The organism is Streptomyces griseobrunneus, assembly GCF_046713465.1.
In the GTDB taxonomy this organism is placed as follows: domain Bacteria; phylum Actinomycetota; class Actinomycetes; order Streptomycetales; family Streptomycetaceae; genus Streptomyces; species Streptomyces microflavus.
In genome coordinates this window covers 4,416,301-4,441,235 of record NZ_CP177080.1, presented here as the reverse complement: position 1 = coordinate 4,441,235, position 24,935 = coordinate 4,416,301, and the positions used below count along the sequence as shown (strand labels likewise).

Sequence of the window (24,935 nt, the reverse complement as noted above, 5' to 3'; positions counted from 1 at the left end):
TAGCCGGAGAGACTCTCTGTCCGAGCCACGGACGGTGCACGTGTAGGCCGTCCCGGCCGAGCTCATTGCACCCTGGCCAGGAGCGCTACCCGAGCAGCCGGCCTCTCCGACTGCGCCGCCGATCCGGTGGACACGCTCCACAGTCGGGGGCGCATCCAGGTGGAGCGCGGCAGACCGGGGCACAGCGCTCCGGCAGACAGGCCCCCGGCACTGGTGACAGGACCAGGCCTGATGGACACGAGGAGCGCGACGTCCCTCCTGCCCGCACGGGAGTTCATCGAAGCACTCGTCCCAACGATCCCAGCAGGAGCTGTCGGCACGGCGGTCCTGGTCGTCTCGGAGCTCGCCACCAAGGCACTGCGCCAGGCTGCGGCACCTGGACCTGGTCACCTGCTAGGACAGCAGCTCGGTGGCCGTCCACGACAACAGCCCGCGGCCCCTCGCATGCGGGCCCTCGACCTGAAAGCCCGTCAGCACCTCCTCACCCGGTACGACGGCGCCCGAGCACGCTGCTGAACGCATCACGGTTGGTTGCGCCCTGGGCTCCCGCCGAGGGCGGCGACCGGTCAGGATGCGGCCAGGAGGATGGCGATGTAGTGCGCGGTGAACGCTGCCACGGTGAGCGCGTGGAAGACCTCGTGGAAGCCGAACCAGCGAGGTGAGGGGTCGGGCCGCTGGATTGCGTAGACGACCGCGCCCGCGCTGTAGAGGAGACCGCCGGCCACGATCAGGGTGAGTACGGCCGCTCCCCCGGTGTGCAGGAAGTCGGCCAGGTACCACACAGGCGCCCACCCCAGAGCCAGGTAACACGGGGTGTACAGCCAGCGTGACGCTCCGACCCACAGGACCCGGAACGCGATGCCGGCCGACGCGCCGACCCACACGGTCCACAGCAGCACGGGCCTATCGCTCGGCGGCAGAAGCAGCACGGCCAGAGGGGTGCAGGTACCGGCGATGATCAGGAAGATGTTGGCATGGTCGAGACGTCGTAGGAGAGCCTCCCCCAGCGGCCCCCAGGTACCGCGGTGGTAGACGGCACTCGTCGCGAACAGCAGCCAGGCAGTGACCGCGTACACGGCGCAGGCCCAGGCCGCCTGCGGCGTGCGAGCCAGCCAGATCAGCGCGATGCCCGCGATCAATGAGGCGGGGACCATCCCCGCGTGCAGCCAGCCACGCAGCCTCGGCTTGACCGGCTCCACCAGGTCGACAGCCTGTTCCACCAGAGCAGCGACCAGATGACCGCTCTTCGCTCCGTCGTCACCCGGTGCTTCGCGGGGCAGAGCGGCTTCGCCGCGCTCTCCACGCCCTGAGCCGACGTGGACGGTTCCGGCTTCAGCTGCATCACGGGACATAGCTGCCCGACCTCCACCGGACTCATGGGCGTCACTGGCAATCATGCGCTCATGCTACGAAAACCCACGCGAAACCCTTCAAGAGGTCCCGGCGAAAGGGCTTGTCGTTCGACGCGGGACCGACGCCGTCATGCAAGCCCCCGCGACCCCGACGTCGGTTCGGCCTGCCGGAGCCGAGTAGACCGACCGGCGGTGGGGAACGATCAGGGCTTCCGAAGCGGCATCTCCGCCCGCCCACCCGCAAGGAGCGCCCATGCTTCCTGAAGTTCACCCCCACCTGTCCACCCCTCTGGCCGATCAGTTGGAGCATCAGCTGGGCCCCGCTTCGGAAACCAGCCAGGTCGACGTGGAGCGCGTCGCAGGCATCGCAGTCGTCGCGGCTGCCCACTCGGGTGGCTACGCGGCAATCGGTCATCTCCTCGGACTGCTGGCCGCGCTCCCCGCCCCCACCGAGGCAGGAGAACGCTTCTGGTCGGACCTGTGGAGGTCTTCGGGAACCGCCTACCTACTGCCCGCCGCTATCAAGGCCGGCGTACTCGAATCGCTGACAGGCGAGGGAACCACCCTGGCCCGACAGATTCTCTCGGCCGTCGACGAGATGACCCCGCCCCAACGCCTCGCAGCCGGAGAGGTGATCGGCCAAGCCCTCATCGAGTCCGACCACCTGCCCGACCTCAAGACACAGGTCATCGGCGAACTATGGCTCCGCGATCTCGAACTCACCGCGTGGCACGTCCTGCACTCCGACCGCAGGTCGGACGATCCTGTTGGGCGGAAAGCCTTCCTCAAAGCTTGGTCGAACGTCTGAAAACAGGCTCTCGCGCTGGGCTCGGCAACGGCGCGTCTGCTGCGGATGGCAGCCGCCGGCTCGGGTTCGCACAGCTGGGTCGTGAGTGAGGTGCCGTGACCCTGCGGCACACCACGAGGCGCGTCCCCTTAGAGCACTTGGCCCAGACCACAAGCGGTCGCTGCGCTCCCGCACACAGCGAGGGACATGACGGCCGGCGGCGACCAGCAGGCTGGTGGAACAGCGACAGGCAGCTGCTGCTCAGAGGCTTCTTCCCTATGTCGGACCAGCACAGAAAGCACTCCGGCCGAACCGTCCCTCCGCAGGCATCTGAAGCCTTCCCCTCCCCACGGAAAGCGCAGGCTTCCCTGAAGCAGCGTCAAGCACGCTTGTCCACCGGCTGTCCACCGGAGCAAGTGATCACTCGGTCACCAAGGGGCTCAAATGCACCAGAGCTGCGGCTCAGAGCCTTGCCGGAACTCTCAGGCCACAGCGCAACGAACCTGCGACCTACGCATTGAGGCGAACAGACCATAAGTGACCGATCTGCCGTGATACCACGGTCACCAAAAGAGAAAACCCCAGGTCACGGATTATGTGACCTGGGGTTCTTTGGGCCGCCTTCGGGATTCGAACCCGAGACCTACGCATTACGAGTGCGTTGCTCTGGCCAGCTGAGCTAAGGCGGCACGCCCTGTCGCACTATGGTGCGATCAGCAGCGGGGCCAAGTCTACACAGTTTCCGGGGGTGCTCCGCACAGGGCACCCCCGGAGGCGTTTGCACAGGTCAGGGCAGGTCAGGGAGCCAGGGGGGTCAGGTGCACTTCTTGGCGTCGGTGGGCGGGGTGCCCTCCAGGAGGTAGGTGTTGATCGCCGTGTCGATGCAGTCGCTGCCCCGGCCGTACGCCGTGTGGCCGTCGCCGTCGTAGGTGAGCAGGGCGCCGGAGGAGAGCTGGCCGGCGAGGGCCTGGGACCACTTGTACGGGGTGGCCGGGTCGCGGGTGGTGCCGACCACGACGATCGGGGCGGCGCCCTTCGCCTCGGTGCGGTGCGGGGTGCCGGTGGCCTTGGTGGGCCAGTAGGCGCAGTTCAGGGAGGCCCAGGCGAAGCCGCGGCCGAAGACCGGGGAGGCATTCTCGAAGTCGGGGAGCGCCTTCTCCACCGCGTCGGGGCTGTCGAAGGCGGGCGGCAGGTCCAGGCAGTTCACGGCGGCGTTGGCGAACATCAGGTTCGCGTACTTTCCGTTCGGCTCGCGCTCGTAGTAGCTGTCGGCCAGCGAGAGGAGGCCGGAGCCGTCGCTGCGCTGGGCACCCGCGAGCGCCTCGCGGAGCTGGGGCCAGGCCGCCTCGTCGTACATCGCCGCGATCACCCCGGTGGTCGCCAGGGACTCGCCGAGCTCGCGGTCGTCACCCGTCGGGATCGGCTTCGCGTCCAGGTCCTTGAAGAGCTGCTTGAGCGCGGTCGCCGCGTCGGCGGTGGACGTCGTGCCCAGCGGGCAGTCCGGCTGCTTCACGCAGTCGGCGGCGAAGGACTGGAACGCACCCTCGAAGCCCGCCGTCTGATCGCGGTTCATCTCGATGGCCTTGAGGGAGGGGTCCATCGCACCGTCCAGGACCAGGCGCCCGGCCCGCTCCGGGAAGAGGTCCGCGTACGTGGCGCCCAGGAAGGTCCCGTACGAGGCACCCACGTACTGCAGCTTCTCGTCACCGAGCAGCGCCCGCAGGACGTCCATGTCGCGGGCCGTGTCGACGGTGGAGACGTACGGGAGAATCTCGCCGGACCGCTTCTCGCAGCCCTGCGCGAACTTCTCGAAGGAGGCGGTGAGCTTCTGGACCTCCGCCTCGTCGTCCGGTGTCTGGTCGACCTGGGTGTAGGTGTCCATCTCCTTGCCCGTGAGGCACTCCACCGGTTCGCTGCGGGCCACGCCGCGCGGGTCGATGGCCACCATGTCGTAGCGGGCCCTGACCTGGGCCGGGTAGCCGAGCGCCGCGTACCCCTGGAGATAGCCGATCGCGGAGCCGCCGGGGCCGCCCGGGTTCACCAGGAGCGAGCCGATCCGCTTGCCGGGGCCGGTGGCCTTCTTACGGGAGACGGCGAGGTCGATGTCGCCGTCAGCCGGCTTGTCGTAGTCCCTCGGGGCCTTCATCGTCGTGCACTCGAACCCCTCCACCCCGCAGTCGCGCCAGCTCAGCTTCTGCGCGTAGTACGAGCTCAGCCCGTCGGGGGCAGCCGTGCCGGTGGCCGAGGCACTCGGCGACGAGCCGCCGCCGCTGCAGCCGGAGACGAGCAGGCCGGCAGTGCCGATCCCGATGGCGAAGGTGCGGAGCAGGCGCCTGGTATCCATCCTGGGAGCGTATCCGCCGGGTGACGAGTCGTCCGATTCCCTGCTCATTCGGGTGAACAGGGACGGCCCTGCGCCCCCTCAGCCCGCTCTCAGCCCGCTCTCAGCCCGCTCTCAGCCCGCTCTCAGCGACATCGTCATCGCCTCCACCGCGAGCAGCGGCGCCACATTGCGGTCCATCGCCTGCCGGCACGCGATCACCGCCTCGATCCTGCGCAGGGTCTGCGCCGGGGTCGAGGACTCCGCGATCCGGTCCAGGGAGTCCTGCACGTCCACATTGGCGATGGCGATCCGCGAACCGAGCTGGAGGGCCAGCACATCGCGGTAGAACCCGGTGAGCTCGGTGAGCGCCAGATCCAGGCTGTCGCGCTGGGTTCTCGTCTTGCGGCGCTTCTGCTTGTCCTCCAGCTCCTTCATCGCCCCCGCCGTGCCGCGCGGCATCCGGCCGCCCGCGACCCCGCCGAGCGCCGCCTTCAGGTCCTCGGTCTCCTTGACGTCCACCTCGTCCGCCATCTGCTTGGCGTCGTCGGTGGCCGTGTCGATCAGCTCCTGGGCCGTCTTGAGGCAGCCGCCGACATCGGCGACCCGCAGCGGAACCTTGAGCACCGCCGCCCGCCGCGCCCGGGCCCGCTCGTCCGTGGCGAGGCGGCGCGCCCGGCCGATGTGCCCCTGGGTGGCCCGCGCCGCGGAGTGGGCCCGCTCGGGATCGACCCCGTCACGGCGGATCAGGACGTCCGCCACGGCCTCCACCGGCGGGGTGCCGAGGGTGAGGTGGCGGCAGCGGGAGCGGATCGTGGGCAGCACGTCTTCGAGCGAAGGGGCGCACAGCATCCACACCGTGCGCGGCGCGGGCTCCTCGACCGCCTTCAGCAGGACGTTGCCCGCGCCTTCGGTGAGGCGGTCGGCGTCCTCCATGACGATGACCTGCCACCGGCCGACCGCCGGAGAGAGCTGGGCGCGGCGGACCAGGTCGCGGGTCTCCTTCACACCGATGGAGAGCAGGTCCGTGCGGATCACCTGGACGTCGGCGTGCGTACCGATCAGGCTCGTGTGGCAGCCGTCGCAGAAGCCGCAGCCCGGCTCCCCGCCCAGCGCCCGGTCCGGGCTGGTGCACTGGAGCGCGGCGGCGAAGGCCCGTGCGGCGGTGGACTGCCCGGAACCCGGCGGTCCGGTGAACAGCCAGGCATGGGTCATCTTCGAGCCCTGTTCCACCGGCTCGCCGTCGGAGACGGCCGTGACCAGCGCATCGGCGTCCTTGGCGGCAGCGGCGAGCTGTTCCCTCACTCTGTCCTGTCCGACCAGGTCGTCCCATACGGTCATGGGTCACCGCCCTTCCGGTGGTGTCGTGCGGGTGGTGCGAAGACGCGCAGCGGTGTTCCGCCGCTCGTCCAGGTGCCTTGTGTTCGTCGGATTCCATTGTGGGGGACGCCACTGACAGTCCGGCCCGCCCACCCCTCAGGGGCGGACGGGCCGGACTTCAGGACAGCTCGGGTCAGCCGCGCGGGCGGCGCCCCCGGCCGGTGGGACCGTCGTCGTCGTGCCCGCCGAGCAGCTCGTCCGCCAGCGTCGGCAGATCGTCCAGCGGGGTCTCCTCCGCCCAGTCCGAACGGGGGCGCTTGGTGCGCCGGCCGCGAGCCGTGTCACCGGCCGGGCCCGCTGCCTGCGGGTCCTCGACCTGCGGCAGTTCCCGGGTGCGCTCGTTCTCGCTCTCCGCGGGCGAGGACGCCGGGCCCTCGTCGCGGAAGTAGCCTTTGGGCACCCGGTCGGAGGGCTGATCCCCGCGCACCGGCGGCAGAACAGCCGTCTCATCGGCGTCCCGAGCGCCCCGGGCACCCTGGGCGTCCCCGGCGTTCCGGCCCGACCGCTCGTCCGTGATCCGCGGCAGCATCGCCGTCTCGTCCTCCCCCGAAGGGGAGGAAGGGCGGCCGGACGGCGTACCGTCCTCCGGACGCGCCGTGGGCACCGGCTGCGTGATCTCGTTCGGGTTCACGATCGGCGTGGGCACGGTGAGCTCGTTCTCCGGAACGGTGGGCCCCTCCGACCGCGAGGAAGCCTCCGCACGGGAATCACGGGAATCACGGGAATCACCGGAATCCCGGGACGCACGGTCCGCCTCAGCACGGTCCGCCGCAGCACGCGCCTCGGCACGTGCCACCTCCGCACGGGCCTCAGCACGGTCCGCCTCGGCCCGCTCGGCCTCCGCGCGAGCCGCCTCCGTACGGGCGGCCGCCTCGGCCTCCGCCCGGCGGCGGGCCTCCTCGGCCCGTACCAGCGCCTCCTCCGCCTTCCGCTGCTTCTCCAGCCGGAGCGCCTCGGCCTCCTTCCGGAGCCGCGCCTCCTCCTCGGCCTGCCTGCGGAGGCGTTCCTGCTCGGCCTCGCGGGCCCGCTCCTCGGCCTCCAGCCGCCGGCGGTCCTCCTCGGCGCGGCGGCGGGCCTCCTCGGCACGCTGCCGGGCCTCCTCCGCCTGGCGTTCGGCCTCGCGCTGCCTGGCCTCCTCCAGCTCGCGCTGCTTGCGCTCCTCCTCCTCGGCGCGCAGCCGGGCGAGCTGCTCCTGGCGCTCCTTCTCCAGGCGCTCCTCCTCGGCCTTGCGGGCGGCCTCCTCCTCGGCCTTGCGCCGGGCCTCCTCCTCGGCCTTGCGCCGGGCCTCCTCGATGGCCTGGATCTCGGCCTCGGAGAGCGGAAGGAGCCGGTCGAGCCGGTGGCGTACGACCGTGGTGATCGCCTCGGGCTCCTGCCCGGCGTCCACCACCAGGTAGCGCGTCGGGTCGGCGGCGGCCAGGGTCAGGAACCCGGACCGTACGCGCTCGTGGAACTCCGCCGGCTCCGATTCCAGCCGGTCCGGCGCCTCGGTGAACCGCTCCCGCGCGGTCTGCGGGTCGACGTCCAGCAGCACCGTCAGATGCGGTACGAGGCCGCTCGTCGCCCACCGCGAGATCCGGGCGATCTCGGTCGGGGCCAGGTCGCGTCCGGCGCCCTGGTAGGCGACGGAGGAGTCGATGTAGCGGTCGGAGATGACGATCGCGCCGCGCTCCAGCGCCGGGCGGACCACGGAGTCGACGTGCTCGGCGCGGTCGGCGGCGTACAGCAGCGCCTCGGCGCGGTTGGAGAGCCCGGCGGAGGAGACGTCCAGCAGGATCGACCGCAGCCGCTTGCCGACAGGGGTGGCCCCGGGCTCACGGGTCACGACGACCTCGTGGCCCTTGGCCCGGATCCAGTCGGCGAGCGCCTCGACCTGGGTGGACTTGCCCGCTCCGTCGCCGCCCTCCAGGGCGAGGAAGAAGCCGGTGGCCGCGGGCGCGACCGCCGGGTCGCCGCCACGCAGCGCCTCACGCAGGTCGCGGCGGAGCGGTACGCCCGCCCGGTCGTCCGTCCTGGCCAGGACGATCGCGGCGACGGGCAGCAGCAGCGCGCCGATCAGCATCAGCGTGTAGGCGGCCCCGCCGTGGTCGAAGACGAAGTCTCCGCCGCCCAGGCGGTGCTGCCCGATCGCGGCGGCGAGCAGCGGGCCCGCGACCGCCCCGAGCGCGACGACCACCCGGACGATGGCCTGGAGGTGCTCGGTGGTCCGGGCCTGCCGGGCCGCCTCGGTCTCCTGGTCGATGATCGCGTGCCCGATGTTGGCGGCGACCCCGGCCGCGTAACCGGCGAGGAGCGCGATCGCGAGCCCGGTGGCCGTGTCCGGCACCAGGCCGAGCGCGAGGAGCGCGAGGCCCGCGACGGCGGTGGCCAGCGCGAGGAGGCGGCGCCGCGACAGGGCGGGCAGCACCTTCCGCGCCGTACGGATACCGAGGGCGGTACCGCCGGTCAGCGCGAGGATCAGCAGCGCGAACGTGGCGGGTCCGCCGCCCAGGTCGTAGGCGTGCAGGACGGATACGACGGCAGCCGCGGCGATCGCCCCGGCGACGGCCGCGCAGACGGCGACGACCAGCGGGAGGGCACCGGTGCGGCCCTTGTCGGGGGTGCTGCCGTGGGTGGGACGGCGCAGCCCTTCCAGGGGCGAGCGCGGCCGGGGGGTCTGGGTGTCGGGCAGTTCGAGGAAGTACAGGGTCGAGATGGAGGCCGAGAACAGACCGGCCGCGACATACGAACCCAGGGCCGCCTGGTGGAAGGAGAACCACTCCAGGCCCGTGCCGAGGAGGTTGCCGATCAGCGTGGCGGCCAGCAGGACCACCGCGGCGGCGGGGACGGCGAGGAAGTTCGTACGGAGCGACAGCCTGCGCAGGGCGTCGAGGTGGTCGGGGAGCGGACGTACGGCGGCGCCCTCGATCGGCGGGGCGGGGAGCAGCGCCGGGGCGGCGCTCTCCTTGGCCACCGCCCACAGGCGCTCGGCCGCACCGGTCACGAAGACGGTGATGAGGATCATCATGGGCGCCTTGTCCGGCACCCAGTCGATCCACAGCGGGGCGATGACCAGCAGGGCGAGCCGCAGCCCGTCCGTCCCGATCATCAGCCATCGCCGGTCCAGTTTCCCGCCGGGTGCCGTGAGCGACGTCAAAGGCCCCAGGAGTACGGCTCCGAAGAGCACTGTGGAAAGGATCCGGGCACCGAACACGGCGGCGACGGCGAAGGCCGCCCCGCGGTATCCGGCTCCGAATGAGCCCTCCAGGACCGCTGCTTGCAGCGACAACAGCACCAGCACGAGAAGGGCGAGTGCATCGCCGATACCGCCGACGAGCTGGGCGCTCCACAACCGCTTCAGCGGGGGAACACGCAACAGGGCTCGTACGGCGCGCTCGCGTGAGTCTGCGGCAAGTGTGTCGGAGGTGGGGCTCACGACCGTTGGCTGCTCGGCTCGCGTCATCCGCCCAGCCTATCGGCAGCGGTGCGGTGCCTGTCGGCCTGTCCGAACATATGGCCGCAGATGACTTTCGGCCAGCCCGCTCTTGGACCCTTGACGCACCCGGTCACAGGCCCTTGACGTACTGCTGCCCGGCACCTGATCCAGGTGCCGGGCAGCAGTACGTCACAACAACAGAACCGGTCAGTCCTCCGAGGAAGCCGAAGCAGAGGCCGTCTTCTTCGCCGTCGCCGTCTTCTTGGCAGCCGTGCTCTTGGTGGCCGTCGTCTTCTTCGCCGCGGTCTTCTTGGCGGCCGTGGTCTTGGTCGCCGTCGTCTTCTTGGCGGCCGTCTTCTTGGCCGTCGCCTTCTTCGCCGGGGCCTTCTTCGCCGTCTTCTTCTTGGCGGGTCCCTTGGCGCGCTTCTCGGCGAGCAGCTCGTAGCCGCGCTCCGGCGTGATGTCCTCGACGCTGTCGTCGGTCCGCAGCGTCGCGTTGGTCTCGCCGTCGGTGACGTACGCGCCGAAGCGGCCGTCCTTCACCACGACCGGCGCACCGCTGACCGGGTCGGTGCCCAGCTCCTTCAGCGGCGGCTTGGCGGCGGCGCGGCCGCGCTGCTTGGGCTGGGCGTAGATCGCGAGGGCCTCTTCGAGGGTGATGTCGAAGAGCTGGTCCTCGGAGGTCAGCGACCGGGAGTCGGTGCCCTTCTTCAGATACGGGCCGTAGCGGCCGTTCTGCGCGGTGATCTCGACACCCTCGGCATCCTCACCGACGACGCGCGGCAGCGACATCAGCTTGAGGGCGTCGGCCAGGGTGACCGTGTCCAGGGACATGGACTTGAAGAGGGAGGCGGTCCGCGGCTTCACCGCGTTCTTGCCGGTCTTCGGCGTCCCCTCGGGCAGCACCTCCGTGACGTACGGGCCGTAGCGCCCGTCCTTGGCGATGATCTGGTGGCCGCTGACCGGGTCGGCGCCCAGCTCGAAGTCGCCGCTGGGCTTGGCCAGCAGCTCCTCGGCGAGCTCGACGGTCAGCTCGTCGGGCGCCAGGTCCTCGGGCACGTCGGCGCGCTGGTGGCCCTCGGCGTCCTTCTCGCCCCGCTCGATGTACGGGCCGTAGCGGCCGACACGGAGCTTGATGTCGTTGCCGACGGGGAAGGAGGAGATCTCCCGGGCGTCGATCGCGCCGAGGTCGGTGACCAGTTCCTTCAGGCCGCCGAGGTGGTCGCCGTCGCCGTTGCCCGCGTCGGATGCCTTGCCGGCTCCGGCCGTGTCGTCACCGGGCCGGGCGCCGAAGTAGAAGCGCTTGAGCCACGGCACGGACTGGGCCTCGCCCCGCGCGATGCGGTCGAGGTCGTCCTCCATGCGGGCGGTGAAGTCGTAGTCGACGAGCCGGCCGAAGTGCTTCTCCAGCAGGTTGACCACGGCGAAGGAGAGGAAGGACGGGACGAGCGCCGTGCCCTTCTTGAAGACGTATCCGCGGTCCAGGATGGTCCCGATGATCGACGCGTACGTCGACGGGCGGCCGATCTCGCGCTCTTCGAGCTCCTTGACCAGCGAGGCCTCGGTGTATCGGGCCGGGGGCTTGGTGGCGTGCCCGTCGACCGTGACCTCTTCGGCGGACAGCGCGTCGCCCTCGGCGACCTGCGGCAGTCGCCGCTCGCGGTCGTCCAGCTCGGCGTTCGGGTCGTCGGCGCCTTCGACGTACGCCTTCATGAAGCCGTGGAAGGTGATCGTCTTGCCGGAGGCGGAGAACTCGGCGTCCCGGCCGTCGCTCGCCCGGCCGCCGATCTTGACGGTGACGGAGTTGCCGACCGCGTCCTTCATCTGGGAGGCGACGGTCCGCTTCCAGATCAGCTCGTAGAGCCGGAACTGGTCGCCGGTGAGACCGGTCTCGGCGGGGGTGCGGAAGCGGTCGCCGGAGGGGCGGATCGCCTCGTGCGCCTCCTGCGCGTTCTTGACCTTCCCGGCGTACGTACGCGGCTTCTCGGGCAGGTAGTTCGCCCCGTACAACTGCGTGACCTGGGCCCGGGCCGCGGAGATCGCGGTGTCCGAGAGGGTCGTGGAGTCGGTACGCATATAGGTGATGAAGCCGTTCTCGTACAGCTTCTGCGCCACCTGCATGGTCGCCTTCGCCCCGAAGCCCAGCTTGCGGCTCGCCTCCTGCTGGAGGGTCGTCGTCCGGAAGGGGGCGTACGGGGAGCGTCGGTACGGCTTCGACTCGACGGACCGGACCGCGAAGGAGGAGTCGGCGAGCGCGGCGGCCAGGGCGCGGGCGTTCGCCTCGTCCAGGTGCAGGGTCTGGGCGGAGCCGGCCTTGAGCTGCCCGTCGGGGCCGAAGTCGCGGCCCTGGGCGATCCGGCGGCCGTCGACCGCGCTGAGGCGGGCGGTCAGGGTCGAGGGGTCGGAGGCGTCACCGGTGCGGCCGGTGGCGAACTTTCCGGTCAGGTCCCAGTACTCGGCGGAGCGGAAGGCGATGCGCTCGCGCTCCCGCTCGACGACGAGGCGGGTGGCGACGGACTGGACGCGGCCCGCCGAGAGCTTCGGCATGACCTTCTTCCACAGGACCGGCGAGACCTCGTAGCCATAGAGGCGGTCGAGGATACGGCGGGTCTCCTGGGCGTCGACCATGCGCTGGTTGAGCTCGCGCGGGTTGGCGACGGCGGCCCGGATCGCGTCCTTGGTGATCTCGTGGAAGACCATCCGGTGGACCGGGACCTTGGGCTTGAGCACTTCCTGCAGGTGCCACGCGATGGCTTCGCCCTCGCGGTCCTCATCGGTGGCGAGGAAGAGTTCGTCGGACTCGGCCAGCAGCTGCTTGAGCTTCCTGACCTGGGCCTTCTTGTCTGCGTTGACGACATAGATGGGCTGGAAGTCGTTCTCGACATCCACGCCGAGACGACGCACCTCGCCGGTGTACTCGTCCGGCACCTCGGCGGCGCCGTTCGGCAGGTCGCGGATGTGCCCGACGCTCGCCTCGACGACATATCCGGGGCCGAGATAGCCCTTGATCGTCTTCGCCTTGGCAGGCGACTCGACGATGACGAGTCGGCGGCCGCCCTGTGCGGTCTCGCTGGTCGGGGACAACTTCGCTCTTCTCTCCGGTCGACACTCGATGGGCATCCGGGCAGCGTCAAGATGCTGCCCGCGGTGCTGTCGCTGCGGAGTGTGACGGTACAACCCGCCCCCGTGTCAAACGGCAAAAGCCCGCAACGGCCACTCGAACGGTAACCCGACTTCCGCCATTCCTGCCGCCCGGACCGACGGGTCGGGGCCGTGCGAAGCCCTGACCTACGGGTTTACGGAGGTGGTCCCGGTGATCGCCCGGCACCCCCTCGACCCGGGCGCGGCCCCGGCGGGGGAGGGGATCAGACGAGCGTGAAGCACCACACGCCGAGGGCGAGGAAAACTACGCCGAAAAGTGTCGTGAGTGCGGTGGAGGCGACGGGGCTCACACCGTGCAGCACCGGCGCGCGGTGCACCGTGCGCGCCCCTGTCCAGATGAGGAGAGCGGCACCGAACAGCGCGAAGGCCGTGCCGGCGAAGACTGCTGCGACGCTCTCCATGTCGTACCCCTCGACCCTGTCGTACCGCTCGAGCACGTCGTACCGCTCGATCATGGGGGAGGCTGCCACCCCGGGGCGTCGCCGACACGAACCCCGGGTGAACACCACCCGCCCACCGGGAGTACCGGGGTCGTCACCTGCCGTCAGGCGTCACGGACCCGGTGCGCAGGAGCAGGAGCAGTACGGATCCGGCCACGCCGGGGACGAGGAACAGGTTCCGGAATCGCAGCCCGGGCGCCCCGGCACCGGCCCGGACGCGGAGCCGCCGGCGACGGCCGCGAGGAGCACCGCCCCGAGCCCCGGCAGAGCCCGACCGGAATCCGCGGGCCGGGCGGGGGGAAGGCGGCCGTGAGCGTGAAGGCGCTGATGAGAAGGGTGCCGAGGAGACAGAGCCGCGCCCGGCCGGCCCGGAGCGGAGTCCGGCGACAGGGGCCGAGGAGGACGGCTCCCGGGGTGCCGTACCTGCGTTCGCCGTGGGCCGCGACGGTCTCCTCCACGATCGCGATGTGCGCACCCTCCAGGGCCGGTTCGCGGGTGACGGACCGTCCGGTCCGGGTCACACCGGCCTCACCCCCGGGCCTGCCCGGCACCGGGCACCGGCTCCAGGAAGCCCTCCTCGACCAGCAGGCGGATCGCCTGCGGGGTGCGGTCGCGCAGGAGCACCGGGTCCTCGGACATCAGCTGGGCGATGGCGTCCAGGATCCGCCCGGCGGGCAGCGACCCGTCGCACACTCCGGCGAAGCCTGCGGCCACCGCGTCGACCTTGGTCGCCCGCATCATCCCGCGGTGCTGGCGCAGCACCACGTGCTCGGGGTCCTCCGCACCGGGCAGCCCCACCTGCTCCTGCACGACCTCGGCGGCGAGGGTGAAGTGCCCGGCGAGCAGCGCGGCGTCGTCCTGGTCGCGCAGATAGTCCTGACGGGCGAAGTGGTCCTCGACGGCCCGGCCCAGCGGCTGCTGCACGGCGTGCGGCCACTCCTCGACGACGATCGACGGGTTCCCCGCGGCCGCGGCGGCGGACTTGCGCAGCGTGATCCAGCCGAAGCCGACGGACGTGGTCCCGCGCGCCTCGAACTCGTCGAGCCACGTCTCGTACCGCTCGGCGTACGCCTCCGGGTCGCTGCGGTGGTCGCCGCTGTCCCGCAGCCACAGCTCGGCGTACTGCGTGACGTCCTGGACCTCGCGCTGCACGATCCAGGCGTCGCAGCCCGCAGGCACCCAGGAACGCAGCCGGTCCTGCCACTCCTCGCCGTCCACGTGCTGCCAGTTGGCGAGGAACTGGGCGTATCCCCCCTCGTTCAGGTGGCCCCCCGCCTGCTGCACCAGGGTGCGGCACAGGTCGTCGCCGCCCATGCCGCCGTCCCGGTAGGTGAGGCGGGCGCCGGGCGAGATGACGAAGGGCGGGTTGGAGACGATCAGGTCGAAGGTGTCGGCGCCGACCGGCTCGAAGAGGGAGCCCTCGCGCAGATCGGCGGGGGCGGCGCCGGACAGGGCGAGGGTGAGCCGGGTGAACTCCAGGGCGCGGGGGTTGAGGTCCGTCGCGGTGACGCGGGTGGCGTGCTGGGCGGCGTGCAGCGCCTGGATGCCGGAGCCCGTACCGAGGTCGAGGGCCGAGGCGACCGGCGTACGGACGGTGATGGAGGCGAGGGTGGTGGAGGCCCCGCCGACCCCGAGGACGACGCCCTCCTCGTGCGAGCCGATCCCGCCCGCACCGCCGACCGCACAGCCGAGGTCGGAGACGATGAACCAGTCCTCGCCGTCCGGCCCGCCGTACGGCCGTACGTCGACGGTGGCGCGGGCCAGGCCGTCCTCGACGCCCACCCAGCCGTCCTGGACGCACTCCTCCAGCGGCAGGGCCGCGCGGGCCTGCTCCTGGGGAACGGCCCGTTGGAGCAGGAACAGCCGCACCAGCGTGTCGAGCGGTGACACGCCCCGGGTGGCGCGCAGAGCGGGAACGGTCTCGCTGCGGGCGAGCGCGGCGTAGGCGGACGCGCCGAGCCGGTCGAGGAGCCCGTCGGCGGTGAAGGCCGCGGCGAGCAGCGCCTCACGGAGGCCGGCGGTGTGGTCGGGTGCGGGAAGGCTGGTCTTACTCACCCGACCATTGTGTCCGGTCCCACTGACAACTGCAGCGGCCCGGACACTCGGTGAGCGTCCGGGCCGCTGCCGCAGGGCTGATCTCCAGGTCTGCTGCTCTCCCGGAAGCCGCGGGTTACGCCTTCTTCTCCGCCGAGGCAGAGGCCGAGGGAGAAGCCGCGGCACCCGCGTCCGGCGCCTCGGAGCCCGAGGGGCTGGCGGGCCCGGTCGAAGCAGCCGGCTTCTGGCAGCCCTTCTGCTTCGACATCGCGGTGCCGATCTCGCCGGACTCCAGCTTCTTCAGCGCCTGGTCACCGCTGGTGCTGATCTTGTTCAGCTCGTCGGCGATGCCCTTGAGGCCGTCGGCGAACTTCGCCTGGTCCTTGATCTCCAGGGCGTCGACCTTGGTCTTCAGATCGGCGTACGCCGTGGAGGCGGCGTTGAGTTCCTTCACCGCCTCCTTCTGCGTGGTCTCGCCGTCGTCGACCGGCGGCGGACCGGCCGAGTCCACGGCCACGCCCAGCGCCTTGTACGCCTGGGAGATCTGCTGGAAGGCGGCCGAGTCGGCCTTCTGGACATCGGCGGGCTTGCTGTTGTCAGCAGTCTGCTGCTGGATGGAGGCGTTGGCGTTGGTGATCTTCTGCAACTGGGGCTGGAACTGGTCGCAGACCTTCTTGGCCCAGTCGTTCACCTTGTTGTCGCTGTCGTCGCTGCAGCCCGACAGCGTCAGTACGAGTACCGCACCGCCGGACAGTGCGGCTGCAAGCTTCTTGTTCACCGGATGGATCCCTTCCAAGGCTCTCGGCCCCGGAACTTACACGCCAAGAGGGCTCCATCCGGGTGCCGAGCATCCGATGTGCACACTTTTGAAGCCATTTGCACCAAGGGAAATGAGGGAGATGCCACTCGGCCGGAGAATCCGACGCACGTACGACCACTCACCAGAACGGCGGACTCCGGGTGTCCGACCCCCGGACAGGGGCGCGGGCGGACGGTACACCAACACCTACCGCCCACCCGCACAATGACTGGCCGTCACCCGGAACCGGGGGATCCCCTTCCGCCCGTACCCCTCATGCGGCCGTCGCGGGATCCGGTGACGGGAGCGACGGACCGCCGCCGCCCGGCGCACCACTGTCGTCCTCACCCACGGTGATGCCGCGCCGCTTGGACACGTAGACCGCGCCGACGATGACCACGATGGCGAAGACGGCCACCAGCGCCCGTACCCAGGGGTTCGCGTCCGCCCCGTAGCTGAACTGCACCACCGCCGGGGCGATGAGCAGCGCGACCAGGTTCATCACCTTCAGGAGCGGGTTGATCGCCGGGCCCGCCGTGTCCTTGAAGGGATCGCCGACCGTGTCACCGATCACGGTCGCGGCGTGCGCGTCGCTGCCCTTGCCGCCGTAGTGCCCGTCCTCGACGAGCTTCTTGGCGTTGTCCCAGGCACCGCCGGAGTTGGCGAGGAAGACAGCCATCAGGGTGCCGGTGGCGATGGCACCCGCGAGGTAGGAGCCGAGCGCGCCGACACCGAGGCTGAACCCGACCGCGATCGGTGCCAGGACCGCGAGCAGGCCGGGCGTGGCCAGCTCGCGCAGGGCGTCCTTGGTGCAGATGTCGACGACGCGGCCGTACTCCGGCTTCTCCGTGTAGTCCATGATCCCGGGGTGCTCGCGGAACTGCCGCCGGACCTCGTACACGACGGCTCCGGCGGACCGTGAGACCGCGTTGATGGCGAGCCCGGAGAAGAGGAAGACGACCGCCGCACCGAGGATCAGGCCGACGAGGTTGTTGGGCTGCGAGATGTCCAGACTCAGCCCCAGCTCCCCCGCCCCGGCTCCCACATCGGCGACCGCCGTCGCGATGGCATCGCGGTAGGAACCGAAGAGCGCGGCCGCCGCCAGAACGGCGGTGGCGATGGCGATGCCCTTGGTGACGGCCTTGGTCGTGTTGCCGACGGCGTCCAGGTCGGTGAGCACCTGCGCCCCGGCGCCGGTGACGTCACCGGACATCTCGGCGATGCCCTGGGCGTTGTCGGAGACCGGCCCGAAGGTGTCCATGGCGACGATGACCCCCACCGTGGTGAGCAGCCCGGTCCCGGCGAGCGCCACCGCGAAGAGCGCCAGCATGATCGACGTACCGCCCAGCAGGAACGCCCCGTAGACGCCCAGAGCGATCAGCAGGGCGGTGTAGACGGCCGATTCCAGGCCGATGGAGACGCCGGCGAGCACCACGGTCGCCGGGCCGGTCAGCGAGGACTTCCCGATGTCCTGGACGGGGCGGCGCTTCGTCTCGGTGAAGTAGCCGGTGAGCTGCTGGATCAGCGCGGCCAGGACGATGCCGATGGCCACCGCGACCAGGGCGAAGACCCGCGGGTCGCCGCCGTGCCCGGTGATCGCCTCGTCGGTGACCCCGTCCAGTCCGGCGTACGAGGACGGCAGATAGGCGTACGCGGCCACGGCCACCAGGACGAGCGAGACCACCGCGGAGATGAAGAAGCCCCGGTTGATCGCGGTCATCCCGCTGCGGTCGGCGCGCCGGGGGGCGACCGCGAAGATCCCGATCATGGCGGTGACGACACCGATCGCCGGGACCATAAGGGGGAAGGCCAGGCCGGAGTCGCCGAAGGCGGCCATGCCGAGGATGAGCGCGGCGACGAGCGTGACGGCGTACGACTCGAAGAGGTCGGCGGCCATGCCCGCGCAGTCACCGACGTTGTCGCCCACGTTGTCCGCGATGGTGGCGGCGTTGCGTGGGTCGTCCTCCGGGATGCCCTGTTCCACCTTGCCGACAAGGTCGGCGCCCACATCGGCGGCCTTGGTGAAGATCCCGCCACCGACCCTCATGAACATGGCGATCAGCGCAGCACCGAGGCCGAACCCCTCCAGCACCTTGGGCGCGTCGGCCGCATAGACGAGAACCACACAGGAGGCGCCGAGCAGCCCGAGTCCCACCGTGATCATTCCGACCACACCACCGGTACGGAATGCGATTTTCATCGCCCGGTGCGAGACGGTGGTGAGATCCTTTTCCGGTTCGCCCTCTCCCGGAGTCGCCTCACGCGCGGCGGCGGCCACGCGCACATTGCTCCGTACGGCGAGCCGCATACCGATGTAGCCGGTGGCCGCCGAGAAAAGCGCACCCACCAGGAAGAAGAGCGAACGCCCCGCGCGCTGCGACCAGTTGTCGGCCGGCAACAACAGCAACAGGAAGAACACGATGACGGCGAACACGCCGACCGTTCGCAGCTGCCGGGTCAGATAGGCGTTGGCGCCCTCCTGGACCGCCGCGGCGATCTCCTTCATACGCTCGGTGCCCTCGCCGGCCGCCAGTACCTGCCGTACCAGCAGGCGGGCGACGACGAGCGCGGCGACGGCGACGACCGCCACGACGATGACGATCAGCCGGTTGCCGTCGGTGAGTACCGCCGCCGCGAGGGAGACGGGGCCGTCGGAAAGTGCGGATTCCTGAAGTGCGGATTCTTGCGTCGGTGCAGCCACGGGGGCCGGTGCAGCCATTGGGGTGGTGAAGAACTCCGCCATACGTCCTCCTTGACGCTCAGCGCTCAAGACGTGGACGGATTGTAGGGAGCGGAACCGGATCAAAACAGTGGTCCGGAAGAGAATTGATCGCACTCCCCCCAACGCCGAAAGATCGACGGAGGGTTTTCCCCGAATGCAGTAATGGGGCAGCCGTATTACGCGGAAGAAATCACCCGGGACTGCACGGGACAGCATGGGACGACACGGGACGGACACCGGGCCGCACAAGAAAGGCCCTGCTCAGCAGGGCCGGGAAAGGCGGCGCAGGCGGTCGCCCACGCACGACGCCGTACGGGCGGGCCGGCACAGGCTCACACGCTACGGACGGCACTCCTCAGGGGCGCACCGCCGGTAGGGCCGTCGGGCCTCAGGAACGCACTGCTGCAAGGGCTGCCATGCCTCAGGAGCGCACCCCGGCAAGGGCCGTCGGCCAGCTCATACGGATGACTCCGCCGTCCGCGCCGGAACGGACTTCCACGTCGTCGACGAGACCGCTGATGACCGCGAGGCCCATTTCGTCCTCGCCGTCGCCCTCGCTCTCGGGCTCGTCCGAGCCACCGGACGCACCACCGCGCGCTCCGGACGTGGCGGGGGCGCTCCCGGGCTCGGGAACGGCGTCACCAACCTCGATGGAGAACGCCTTCTCCTCCTCGGTCAGCACGACGCTGACCGGCGCGGTGATGCCGTGGCTGCGGTGCAGGCCCACGGCACGGCTGCACGCCTCGCCGACGGCGAGCCTGACCTCGTCGAGCACCGCCTCGTCGACGCCGGCCCGGCGTGCCACGGCGGCCGCCACCAGGCGGGCCGTCCTGACATGTTCAGGCTGGGCACTGAAGCGGAGTTCAACGGTGGCCATGCGATCCCCCTGGAACGTTCGGGCGTACGCCTCAGAGGCCCCGGACCTGAAGTCCGGCACCCCTGCTCTCCTTCTCCGGAAACCGACGAGATCGACAAAGCCGACAGCCGGCCCGAAGGCCGACCGCCTGCCCGTCGCGGCCCGGTTGCTGCCGCTGTCGGCCCGTTCACTGCCTGACGACCGGCCCGGGGGCCGGTCGAAGCCGACCTCAGTCGGTGGCGGCGACAGCCTCGTCGACCGTGGTGTGAATCGGGAACACCTTGGTCAGACCTGTGATCCGGAAGATCTTGAGAATGCGCTCCTGGTTGCAGACCAGGCGCAACGAGCCCTCATGGGCCCTGACACGCTTCAAGCCGCCCACGAGCACGCCGAGGCCGGTGGAGTCGAGGAAGTCGACGCCTTCCATGTCGACAACCAGGTGGTAGCTGCCGTCATTCACCAACTCGACCAACTGCTCGCGCAGCTTGGGCGCGGTATACACATCAATCTCGCCACCGACCTCGACGACCGTACGGTCGCCACCAGGCCCGGACACATTGCGAGTCGACAGGGACAGGTCCACGGATCCTCCAGCACCTTGCTATCGAGCGGTCGCCCCTCGGTCTCCCCGACGGAGGCCAGGGGACGGATCGCCAGCCGCGATGGCATTCAATCACTTACCAGCAGCCATGCACGACGCCTTGGGACCATTGTCCGTCACGCCAGTGACACACTCGGTGCCGATGGCCAAGAATCACCGTCCCGGACGACCACCCGAGAGTGGGGACACGCGCCCCACTCCCGCCATGATCCTCGACCGGCTCGCCACAGGGGCGGGCCGGGCCGCGCGCATCACTCATACGGAGCACTTGCCCCCTAGATCGGGAACCCATGCCATCTGGCCGGATCGCATCCGGCCAGAAGTGATCTCGGCGATCGAAAAAGCCGGAATCGACCATCCGTGGGCCCACCAGGCGACCGCCGCCGAGCACGCGCTGGACGGCGAGTCGGTCGTGATCGCCACCGGCACGGCGTCCGGCAAGTCGCTCGCCTACCTCGCCCCGGTCCTCAGCACCCTGCTGGACGGCTCCGAGGCTCCGAACGGCCGCGGGGCGACCGCCCTCTACCTCGCCCCCACCAAGGCCCTGGCAGCCGACCAGCGGCGCTCGGTGAAGGCCCTGGCGGCGCCCCTCGGCAACGCCGTCCGGCCCGCGGTCTACGACGGCGACACCCCGGTCGAGGAACGCGAATGGGTGCGCCAGTACGCGAACTACGTCCTCACCAACCCCGACATGCTGCACCGCGGGATCCTGCCGTCCCACCCCCGCTGGTCCTCCTTCCTGCGCGCACTGCGCTTCGTCGTGATCGACGAGTGCCACACCTACCGGGGCGTCTTCGGCTCCCACGTCGCCCAGGTACTGCGCCGTCTCCGTCGCCTCTGCGCCCGCTACGGGGCAGACCCTGTCTTCCTGCTCGCCTCCGCCACCGCGGCGGACCCCTCGGTCGCCGCCGGGCGCCTCACCGGCCTGCCGGTCAAGGAGGTGTCCGACGACGCCTCCCCGCGCGGCGAGCTGGTCTTCGCCCTCTGGGAGCCCCCGCTGACCGACCTGCCCGGCGAGAAGGGCGCCCCCGTACGCCGTACCGCGACGGCCGAGACCGCCGACCTGCTCACCGACCTGACCGTCCAGGGCGTCCGCTCGGTCGCCTTCGTACGGTCCCGGCGCGGCGCCGAGCTGGTCTCGGTCATCGCCAAGGAGCGCCTCGCGGAGGTGGACCGCTCCCTGCCGAAGCGGGTCGCCGCCTACCGCGGCGGCTACCTCCCGGAGGAACGCCGCGCCCTGGAGCGGGCCCTGCACTCCGGCGAGCTCCTCGGACTGGCAGCCACCACCGCCCTCGAACTCGGCATCGACGTCTCCGGCCTCGACGCCGTCGTCATCTGCGGCTACCCGGGCACGCGGGCCTCCCTCTGGCAGCAGGCGGGCCGCGCCGGCCGGTCGGGGCAGGGCTCCCTGGCCGTCCTGGTCGCCCGTGACGACCCGCTGGACACCTACCTGGTGCACCACCCCGAGGCGCTGTTCCGGCAGCCCGTGGAGTCGACCGTGCTGGACCCGGACAACCCCTACGTCCTGGCCCCCCACCTGTGCGCAGCGGCCGCCGAGCTGCCCCTCACCGAGCCCGACCTCGCGCTCTTCGGACCCGCCGTGCCCGAGCTGCTGCCCCAGCTGGAGGCCGCGAAGCTGCTGCGCAGGCGGGCATCGGGCTGGCACTGGACCCGCCGAGAACGGGCCGCCGACCTCACCGACATCAGGGGCGGGGGCGGACGCCCAGTCCAGATCGTCGAGGAGGGCACCGGCCGCCTGCTGGGCACGGTCGACGCGGCCGCCGCCCACACCTCCGTCCACGAGGGCGCCGTCCATCTCCACCAGGGCCGCACCCACCTGGTCCGGAAACTGGACCTGGAGGACTCCGTCGCCCTGGTCGAACAGGCCGACCCTCCTTACTCGACCGTCGCCCGCGACACCACGGCCATCGCCGTCCTGGAGACCGACACCGAGATCCCCTGGGGCCAGGGGCGGCTCTGCTACGGCTCCGTCGAGGTCACCAACCAGGTCGTCTCCTTCCTCCGCCGCAGACTGATCACCGGCGAGGTCCTGGGCGAGACCAAGCTCGACCTGCCTCCCCGCACCCTGCGCACCCGCGCCGTCTGGTGGACGGTCACCGAGGACCAGCTCGACGCCGCCCGGATCAACCCGGAGATCCTCGGCGGCGCCCTCCACGCGGCCGAGCACGCCTCCATCGGCCTCCTCCCGCTCTTCGCCACCTGCGACCGCTGGGACATCGGCGGCGTCTCGATACCGCTGCACCCGGACACCCTGCTGCCGACGGTCTTCGTGTACGACGGCCACCCGGGCGGCGCCGGATTCGCCGAGCGGGCCTTCCACACCGCCCGTACGTGGCTGACGGCGACCCGTGAGGCCATCGCGTCCTGCGAGTGCGAGGCGGGCTGCCCCTCCTGCATCCAGTCCCCCAAATGCGGCAACGGCAACGAACCCCTGCACAAACGCGGCGCCGTACGCCTCCTCACCGAACTCCTCAGGGCGGCGCCCCCGGAGGCGCCGGAGGCGGAACAGGAAGCGGAGGACCGGCCCGGGACCTGACCTCGGGTCCGTAGAGCCCGAAGCGCGAGCCGGCGGTCACATCGGCGATCTCCCCCTGGACCGCACAGCGGACGAGCACGGCGCCCTGCGCCACCGCCACGCGCCGCGCCGCTTCGCACGCGACCTCCGCCCCCTCCAACGCGCGATCGGCCGCCGCGAGGGCCGCGAGATCCGCGACACCGCCCGCCCGGTGGCGGGCGGCCACGGCCTGGCCCAGCGCGAGCACGAGGGCGAACACCCCGCACAGGGTGACCACCGTGACCGCCACCCACACCGTCGCCATCCCTCGATCGCGGTCCCTGCGCGGCTGCCGCCCAAGGCCCGGCCCCAGGCGCCGGGAGCGCCTCCCGCCCCGGGCTTCGGCTCCCCTCACGGACCGGCACCCCCCACCGTGCGCCCCACCGAATCCTCCGCCAGGGCGGCCGCCTCGGCACTCAGCGTCAACGCCAGGGCCGCCGGGCCCGGGGTCGGCGCCTCCACCGTGACGCGCCACAACTCCCCGGCCCTCCCCACCGCGACCCGCGCCCCGCGAGGCGCGGCGTCCCGCGCGGCCGCCAGCACCGCCGCCTCCGGCTCCGAACGGGCGGCGGCCCGGGCCCCCGCCCGTGCCGCGTCCACACACCGGATCTGGGCCGAGGCGGCGACCAGCGCCCAGAGCAGCGCCATGGCGAAGGCCACGAGCACCGGGATGACCACGGCCGCCTCCGCCGTCACCGCCCCCCGGTCCCGGAGCCGGAGCCGGTACGCGCCCCGGCCTCCGGACTGGCGGCCTCGGGCCCCGGTCTCAGAACTTCGCATCGAGCGCGCCCTCGATCATGGACTGCATCGCCGACATCACCGGCCCGCTGTTGACCACCTTGTAGAGCACGGCGGCGAAGGCACAGGCGGTGCCCCTTATCTAGGGCTGTCAAGTGATCAGGCAGGTCAACGTGCTGACATGGATTGAGGCACGTGAGGCACGTTGTCGATCGCAGGTTAGGTGGTCTGTTGCCGAAGGGGTAGCAGAGTGCCGATGTCCTGAGCGAGAGAAGCCACTTCGCCCGGGAATTCCTGGGCCCAAATAGCAAGGAACGCGTTCTTGACGGTCAGACCAGCCGTGAAGTCGAGATCTGCACCAATCTGTTCCCAGATAACGTGTCGATCCCAATTTGTCATATAGCGTTCCCGAACTGTGCGCTTGACGCGCTCCTGCTCATGCAGGTTGAGGTGGAGCGCCAGGGTGAGCCGGCCAGCGACTGCATCCAAGCGCTGCATGACGCCGTCCAGGACGTGCGCTTCTGGCGAGCTCGTTCCCGGGAGCGCGAAGACACGCTTTTCTGCATCAACGCGTTCGAATTGGTCCCCGTCAAGAATGCAGATGGACGGGAAAGACGCGGTCGGGTCTATGTTGTGCTGTTCATTCACTTTCATCGCCGAGTCGGCCCCGAGCATGGCGTGCACCTTTATCTCGTCCAGTTCCACGCCGCCGTGGCTCCGCAAAGCGCTGGTTACCATGATTTTTGCAAAATCGTCCTCGACGAAGATTGCCAGCTTGGCTTGTGTCTGGCCAGTGATCGTCCGCAGAGCCATCACATCGAGCTTTCCTTGGATCACATTTCCCTGGTAGGCGGCCCAAATCGCGTTCGCCGGCAGCGGCGCGAGGGCGTCGTTCGAGTGAGTGCTGAAGATGACCTGGCACGACTTCCGATCGGCGACACCGATGAGGTATTCGACCAAGCGCTGGGTAGCCACCGGATGAAGGCCGTTCTCGATCTCTTCAACGAGGATCATGGATCCGCTTGGTGCCGCCTCAACATCAGCAACGATGCGGATTACGCTTGCCTCGCCCGCGCCGAAGTGGAACTCGGAGTACCCGTCCCCTGCTGGCGTTCGGCCCGCAAACAGCGAGACCTCTCCGTCTTCGTGCAGGTAGAGTCGTTGGAAACCTTCTATGGACTTCGCCAGGATCTTCGCGGCATGTTGGGTCACCTCAGTGCTGAGGGGCACTTCCCTGGCTGCCGCGAAGGAGCCTCCCGCAGCGGCGCGAACCTTCGCTCGTTCCGTCGCAGGCAACGTGCGCTCAATACCGAAAATTAGCACTTCACGGTCAAGGGCCTTTCTGTTCCACTTCAACTGTTTGAAGCTCGCAGTCCGGGAGACCGAGAGACGCGGGGCGATGCTCTTGTCGATCAACTCGTATTCGATAGACCAATTCGACATGCTCTCGTCGTATTTGCCGCTCTTAGCGAAGAAGTGCCCAGGAGGCACCGCCTTATAAGCGAGCGCAGCTGCGCCGAGGATTGTGGTCTTTCCTCCACCGTTGGGTCCGACGAGCGCCGTGACGGGGAAATCGAAGGTGACTTCCCGGTCCGTGAAGCCACGTACTTTCCGCAACGTGAGCCTCTTCAGGTACTTGCCATAGTTTTCCTTGGCGACCTTCTCCTTCAGATCGGAGAACACACTCGGACGAACCTCGCTCTTGTAATCGACCACTTCAGCCCCACCCCTCGTGCCCGGCATGCGTCCCGGTA

At 70.3% G+C, this 24,935-nt stretch carries 16 protein-coding genes, 1 tRNA gene and 1 pseudogene; 2 read left to right on the top strand and 16 right to left on the bottom strand.

Annotation, left to right across the window (positions count from 1 at the left end):
• Positions 1-566 precede the first annotated feature (566 nt).
• A complete protein-coding gene (gene trhA / locus ACK8N7_RS20240) occupies positions 567-1,352 on the bottom strand; it encodes a PAQR family membrane homeostasis protein TrhA (RefSeq protein WP_403214686.1) in 786 nt (261 codons plus the stop codon).
• Between the two features lie 253 nt (positions 1,353-1,605).
• Here trhA and ACK8N7_RS20235 point away from each other — a divergent pair, with 253 nt between their 5' ends.
• Entirely contained in the window at positions 1,606-2,160 is a 555-nt protein-coding gene (locus ACK8N7_RS20235) for a hypothetical protein (RefSeq protein ID WP_403214684.1), read from the top strand.
• A 594-nt stretch (positions 2,161-2,754) separates the two neighbouring features.
• Here ACK8N7_RS20235 and ACK8N7_RS20230 read toward each other — a convergent pair.
• From ACK8N7_RS20230 to ACK8N7_RS20180, 11 genes are all read right to left on the bottom strand, one after another.
• A tRNA-Thr gene (locus ACK8N7_RS20230) sits at positions 2,755-2,828 on the bottom strand.
• A 125-nt stretch (positions 2,829-2,953) separates the two neighbouring features.
• On the bottom strand, positions 2,954-4,483 hold the full coding sequence (locus ACK8N7_RS20225; protein ID WP_403214682.1) for an alpha/beta hydrolase: 1,530 nt from the start codon (positions 4,481-4,483) through the stop codon (positions 2,954-2,956).
• 111 nt (positions 4,484-4,594) lie between these two features.
• Positions 4,595-5,800 carry a DNA polymerase III subunit delta' gene (locus ACK8N7_RS20220; RefSeq protein WP_500443563.1) on the bottom strand — a complete coding sequence of 402 codons (1,206 nt, stop codon included), beginning with the start codon at positions 5,798-5,800 and terminating at the stop codon, positions 4,595-4,597.
• 172 nt (positions 5,801-5,972) lie between these two features.
• On the bottom strand, positions 5,973-9,281 hold the full coding sequence (gene tmk, locus ACK8N7_RS20215) for a dTMP kinase (RefSeq protein WP_500443561.1): 3,309 nt from the start codon (positions 9,279-9,281) through the stop codon (positions 5,973-5,975).
• Between the two features lie 180 nt (positions 9,282-9,461).
• Entirely contained in the window at positions 9,462-12,338 is a 2,877-nt protein-coding gene (topA, locus tag ACK8N7_RS20210; RefSeq protein WP_403214676.1) for a type I DNA topoisomerase, read from the bottom strand.
• A 281-nt stretch (positions 12,339-12,619) separates the two neighbouring features.
• Positions 12,620-12,817 carry a hypothetical protein gene (locus tag ACK8N7_RS20205; protein ID WP_403214873.1) on the bottom strand — a complete coding sequence of 66 codons (198 nt, stop codon included), beginning with the start codon at positions 12,815-12,817 and terminating at the stop codon, positions 12,620-12,622.
• Between the two features lie 567 nt (positions 12,818-13,384).
• Positions 13,385-14,911, bottom strand: a complete 1,527-nt coding sequence (locus ACK8N7_RS20200; protein ID WP_500443559.1) for a DUF7059 domain-containing protein — start codon at positions 14,909-14,911, stop codon at positions 13,385-13,387.
• A 115-nt stretch (positions 14,912-15,026) separates the two neighbouring features.
• Positions 15,027-15,668: a small secreted protein gene (locus tag ACK8N7_RS20195; protein WP_403214672.1), complete on the bottom strand. Its 642-nt coding sequence runs from the start codon at positions 15,666-15,668 to the stop codon at positions 15,027-15,029.
• Positions 15,669-15,963: 295 nt separating this feature from the next.
• Positions 15,964-18,432, bottom strand: a complete 2,469-nt coding sequence (locus ACK8N7_RS20190; protein ID WP_403214670.1) for a sodium-translocating pyrophosphatase — start codon at positions 18,430-18,432, stop codon at positions 15,964-15,966.
• A 400-nt stretch (positions 18,433-18,832) separates the two neighbouring features.
• On the bottom strand, positions 18,833-19,288 hold the full coding sequence (locus ACK8N7_RS20185; protein ID WP_403214668.1) for an ATP-binding protein: 456 nt from the start codon (positions 19,286-19,288) through the stop codon (positions 18,833-18,835).
• 208 nt (positions 19,289-19,496) lie between these two features.
• Entirely contained in the window at positions 19,497-19,850 is a 354-nt protein-coding gene (locus ACK8N7_RS20180; protein WP_003967428.1) for an STAS domain-containing protein, read from the bottom strand.
• Positions 19,851-19,929: 79 nt separating this feature from the next.
• On the opposite strand from ACK8N7_RS20180, the gene ACK8N7_RS20175 reads away from it, so the two are divergent.
• Positions 19,930-22,425, top strand: coding sequence for a DEAD/DEAH box helicase (locus ACK8N7_RS20175; protein ID WP_500443556.1), 2,496 nt, complete (start codon positions 19,930-19,932; stop codon positions 22,423-22,425).
• On the opposite strand, the gene ACK8N7_RS20170 is transcribed toward ACK8N7_RS20175, so the two are convergent.
• The 4 genes and pseudogenes from ACK8N7_RS20170 to ACK8N7_RS20155 all read right to left on the bottom strand — a co-directional run bounded on the left by ACK8N7_RS20170 (position 22,361) and on the right by ACK8N7_RS20155 (position 24,897).
• Positions 22,361-22,708, bottom strand: a complete 348-nt coding sequence (locus tag ACK8N7_RS20170; protein ID WP_500443555.1) for an Rv3654c family TadE-like protein — start codon at positions 22,706-22,708, stop codon at positions 22,361-22,363. The two genes, ACK8N7_RS20175 and ACK8N7_RS20170, sit on opposite strands and share 65 nt — an antisense overlap.
• An 86-nt stretch (positions 22,709-22,794) precedes the next feature.
• Complete coding sequence (locus ACK8N7_RS20165; protein ID WP_403214662.1) at positions 22,795-23,223, bottom strand: TadE family type IV pilus minor pilin; 429 nt, start codon at positions 23,221-23,223, stop codon at positions 22,795-22,797.
• A pseudogene (locus tag ACK8N7_RS20160) lies at positions 23,210-23,311 on the bottom strand (DUF4244 domain-containing protein); the annotation flags it as partial. The gene ACK8N7_RS20165 and the pseudogene ACK8N7_RS20160, both read right to left, overlap by 14 nt.
• An 89-nt stretch (positions 23,312-23,400) precedes the next feature.
• The gene (locus tag ACK8N7_RS20155) at positions 23,401-24,897 is read right to left on the bottom strand and encodes an ATP-dependent nuclease (protein WP_500443553.1); all 1,497 of its coding nucleotides are present in this window, start codon (positions 24,895-24,897) and stop codon (positions 23,401-23,403) included.
• Positions 24,898-24,935: the final 38 nt, after the last annotated feature.

Coding starts and splice junctions, on each gene's coding strand:
- trhA (WP_403214686.1), bottom strand. CDS start 1,352: ATGTCCCGTGATGCAGCTGAAGCCGGAACCGTCCACGTCGGCTCAGGG.
- ACK8N7_RS20235 (WP_403214684.1), top strand. CDS start 1,606: ATGCTTCCTGAAGTTCACCCCCACCTGTCCACCCCTCTGGCCGATCAG.
- ACK8N7_RS20225 (WP_403214682.1), bottom strand. CDS start 4,483: ATGGATACCAGGCGCCTGCTCCGCACCTTCGCCATCGGGATCGGCACT.
- ACK8N7_RS20220 (WP_500443563.1), bottom strand. CDS start 5,800: ATGACCGTATGGGACGACCTGGTCGGACAGGACAGAGTGAGGGAACAG.
- tmk (WP_500443561.1), bottom strand. CDS start 9,281: ATGACGCGAGCCGAGCAGCCAACGGTCGTGAGCCCCACCTCCGACACA.
- ACK8N7_RS20205 (WP_403214873.1), bottom strand. CDS start 12,817: ATGGAGAGCGTCGCAGCAGTCTTCGCCGGCACGGCCTTCGCGCTGTTC.
- ACK8N7_RS20190 (WP_403214670.1), bottom strand. CDS start 18,432: ATGGCGGAGTTCTTCACCACCCCAATGGCTGCACCGGCCCCCGTGGCT.
- ACK8N7_RS20185 (WP_403214668.1), bottom strand. CDS start 19,288: ATGGCCACCGTTGAACTCCGCTTCAGTGCCCAGCCTGAACATGTCAGG.
- ACK8N7_RS20175 (WP_500443556.1), top strand. CDS start 19,930: ATGGCATTCAATCACTTACCAGCAGCCATGCACGACGCCTTGGGACCA.
- ACK8N7_RS20170 (WP_500443555.1), bottom strand. CDS start 22,708: ATGGCGACGGTGTGGGTGGCGGTCACGGTGGTCACCCTGTGCGGGGTG.
- ACK8N7_RS20165 (WP_403214662.1), bottom strand. CDS start 23,223: ATGCGAAGTTCTGAGACCGGGGCCCGAGGCCGCCAGTCCGGAGGCCGG.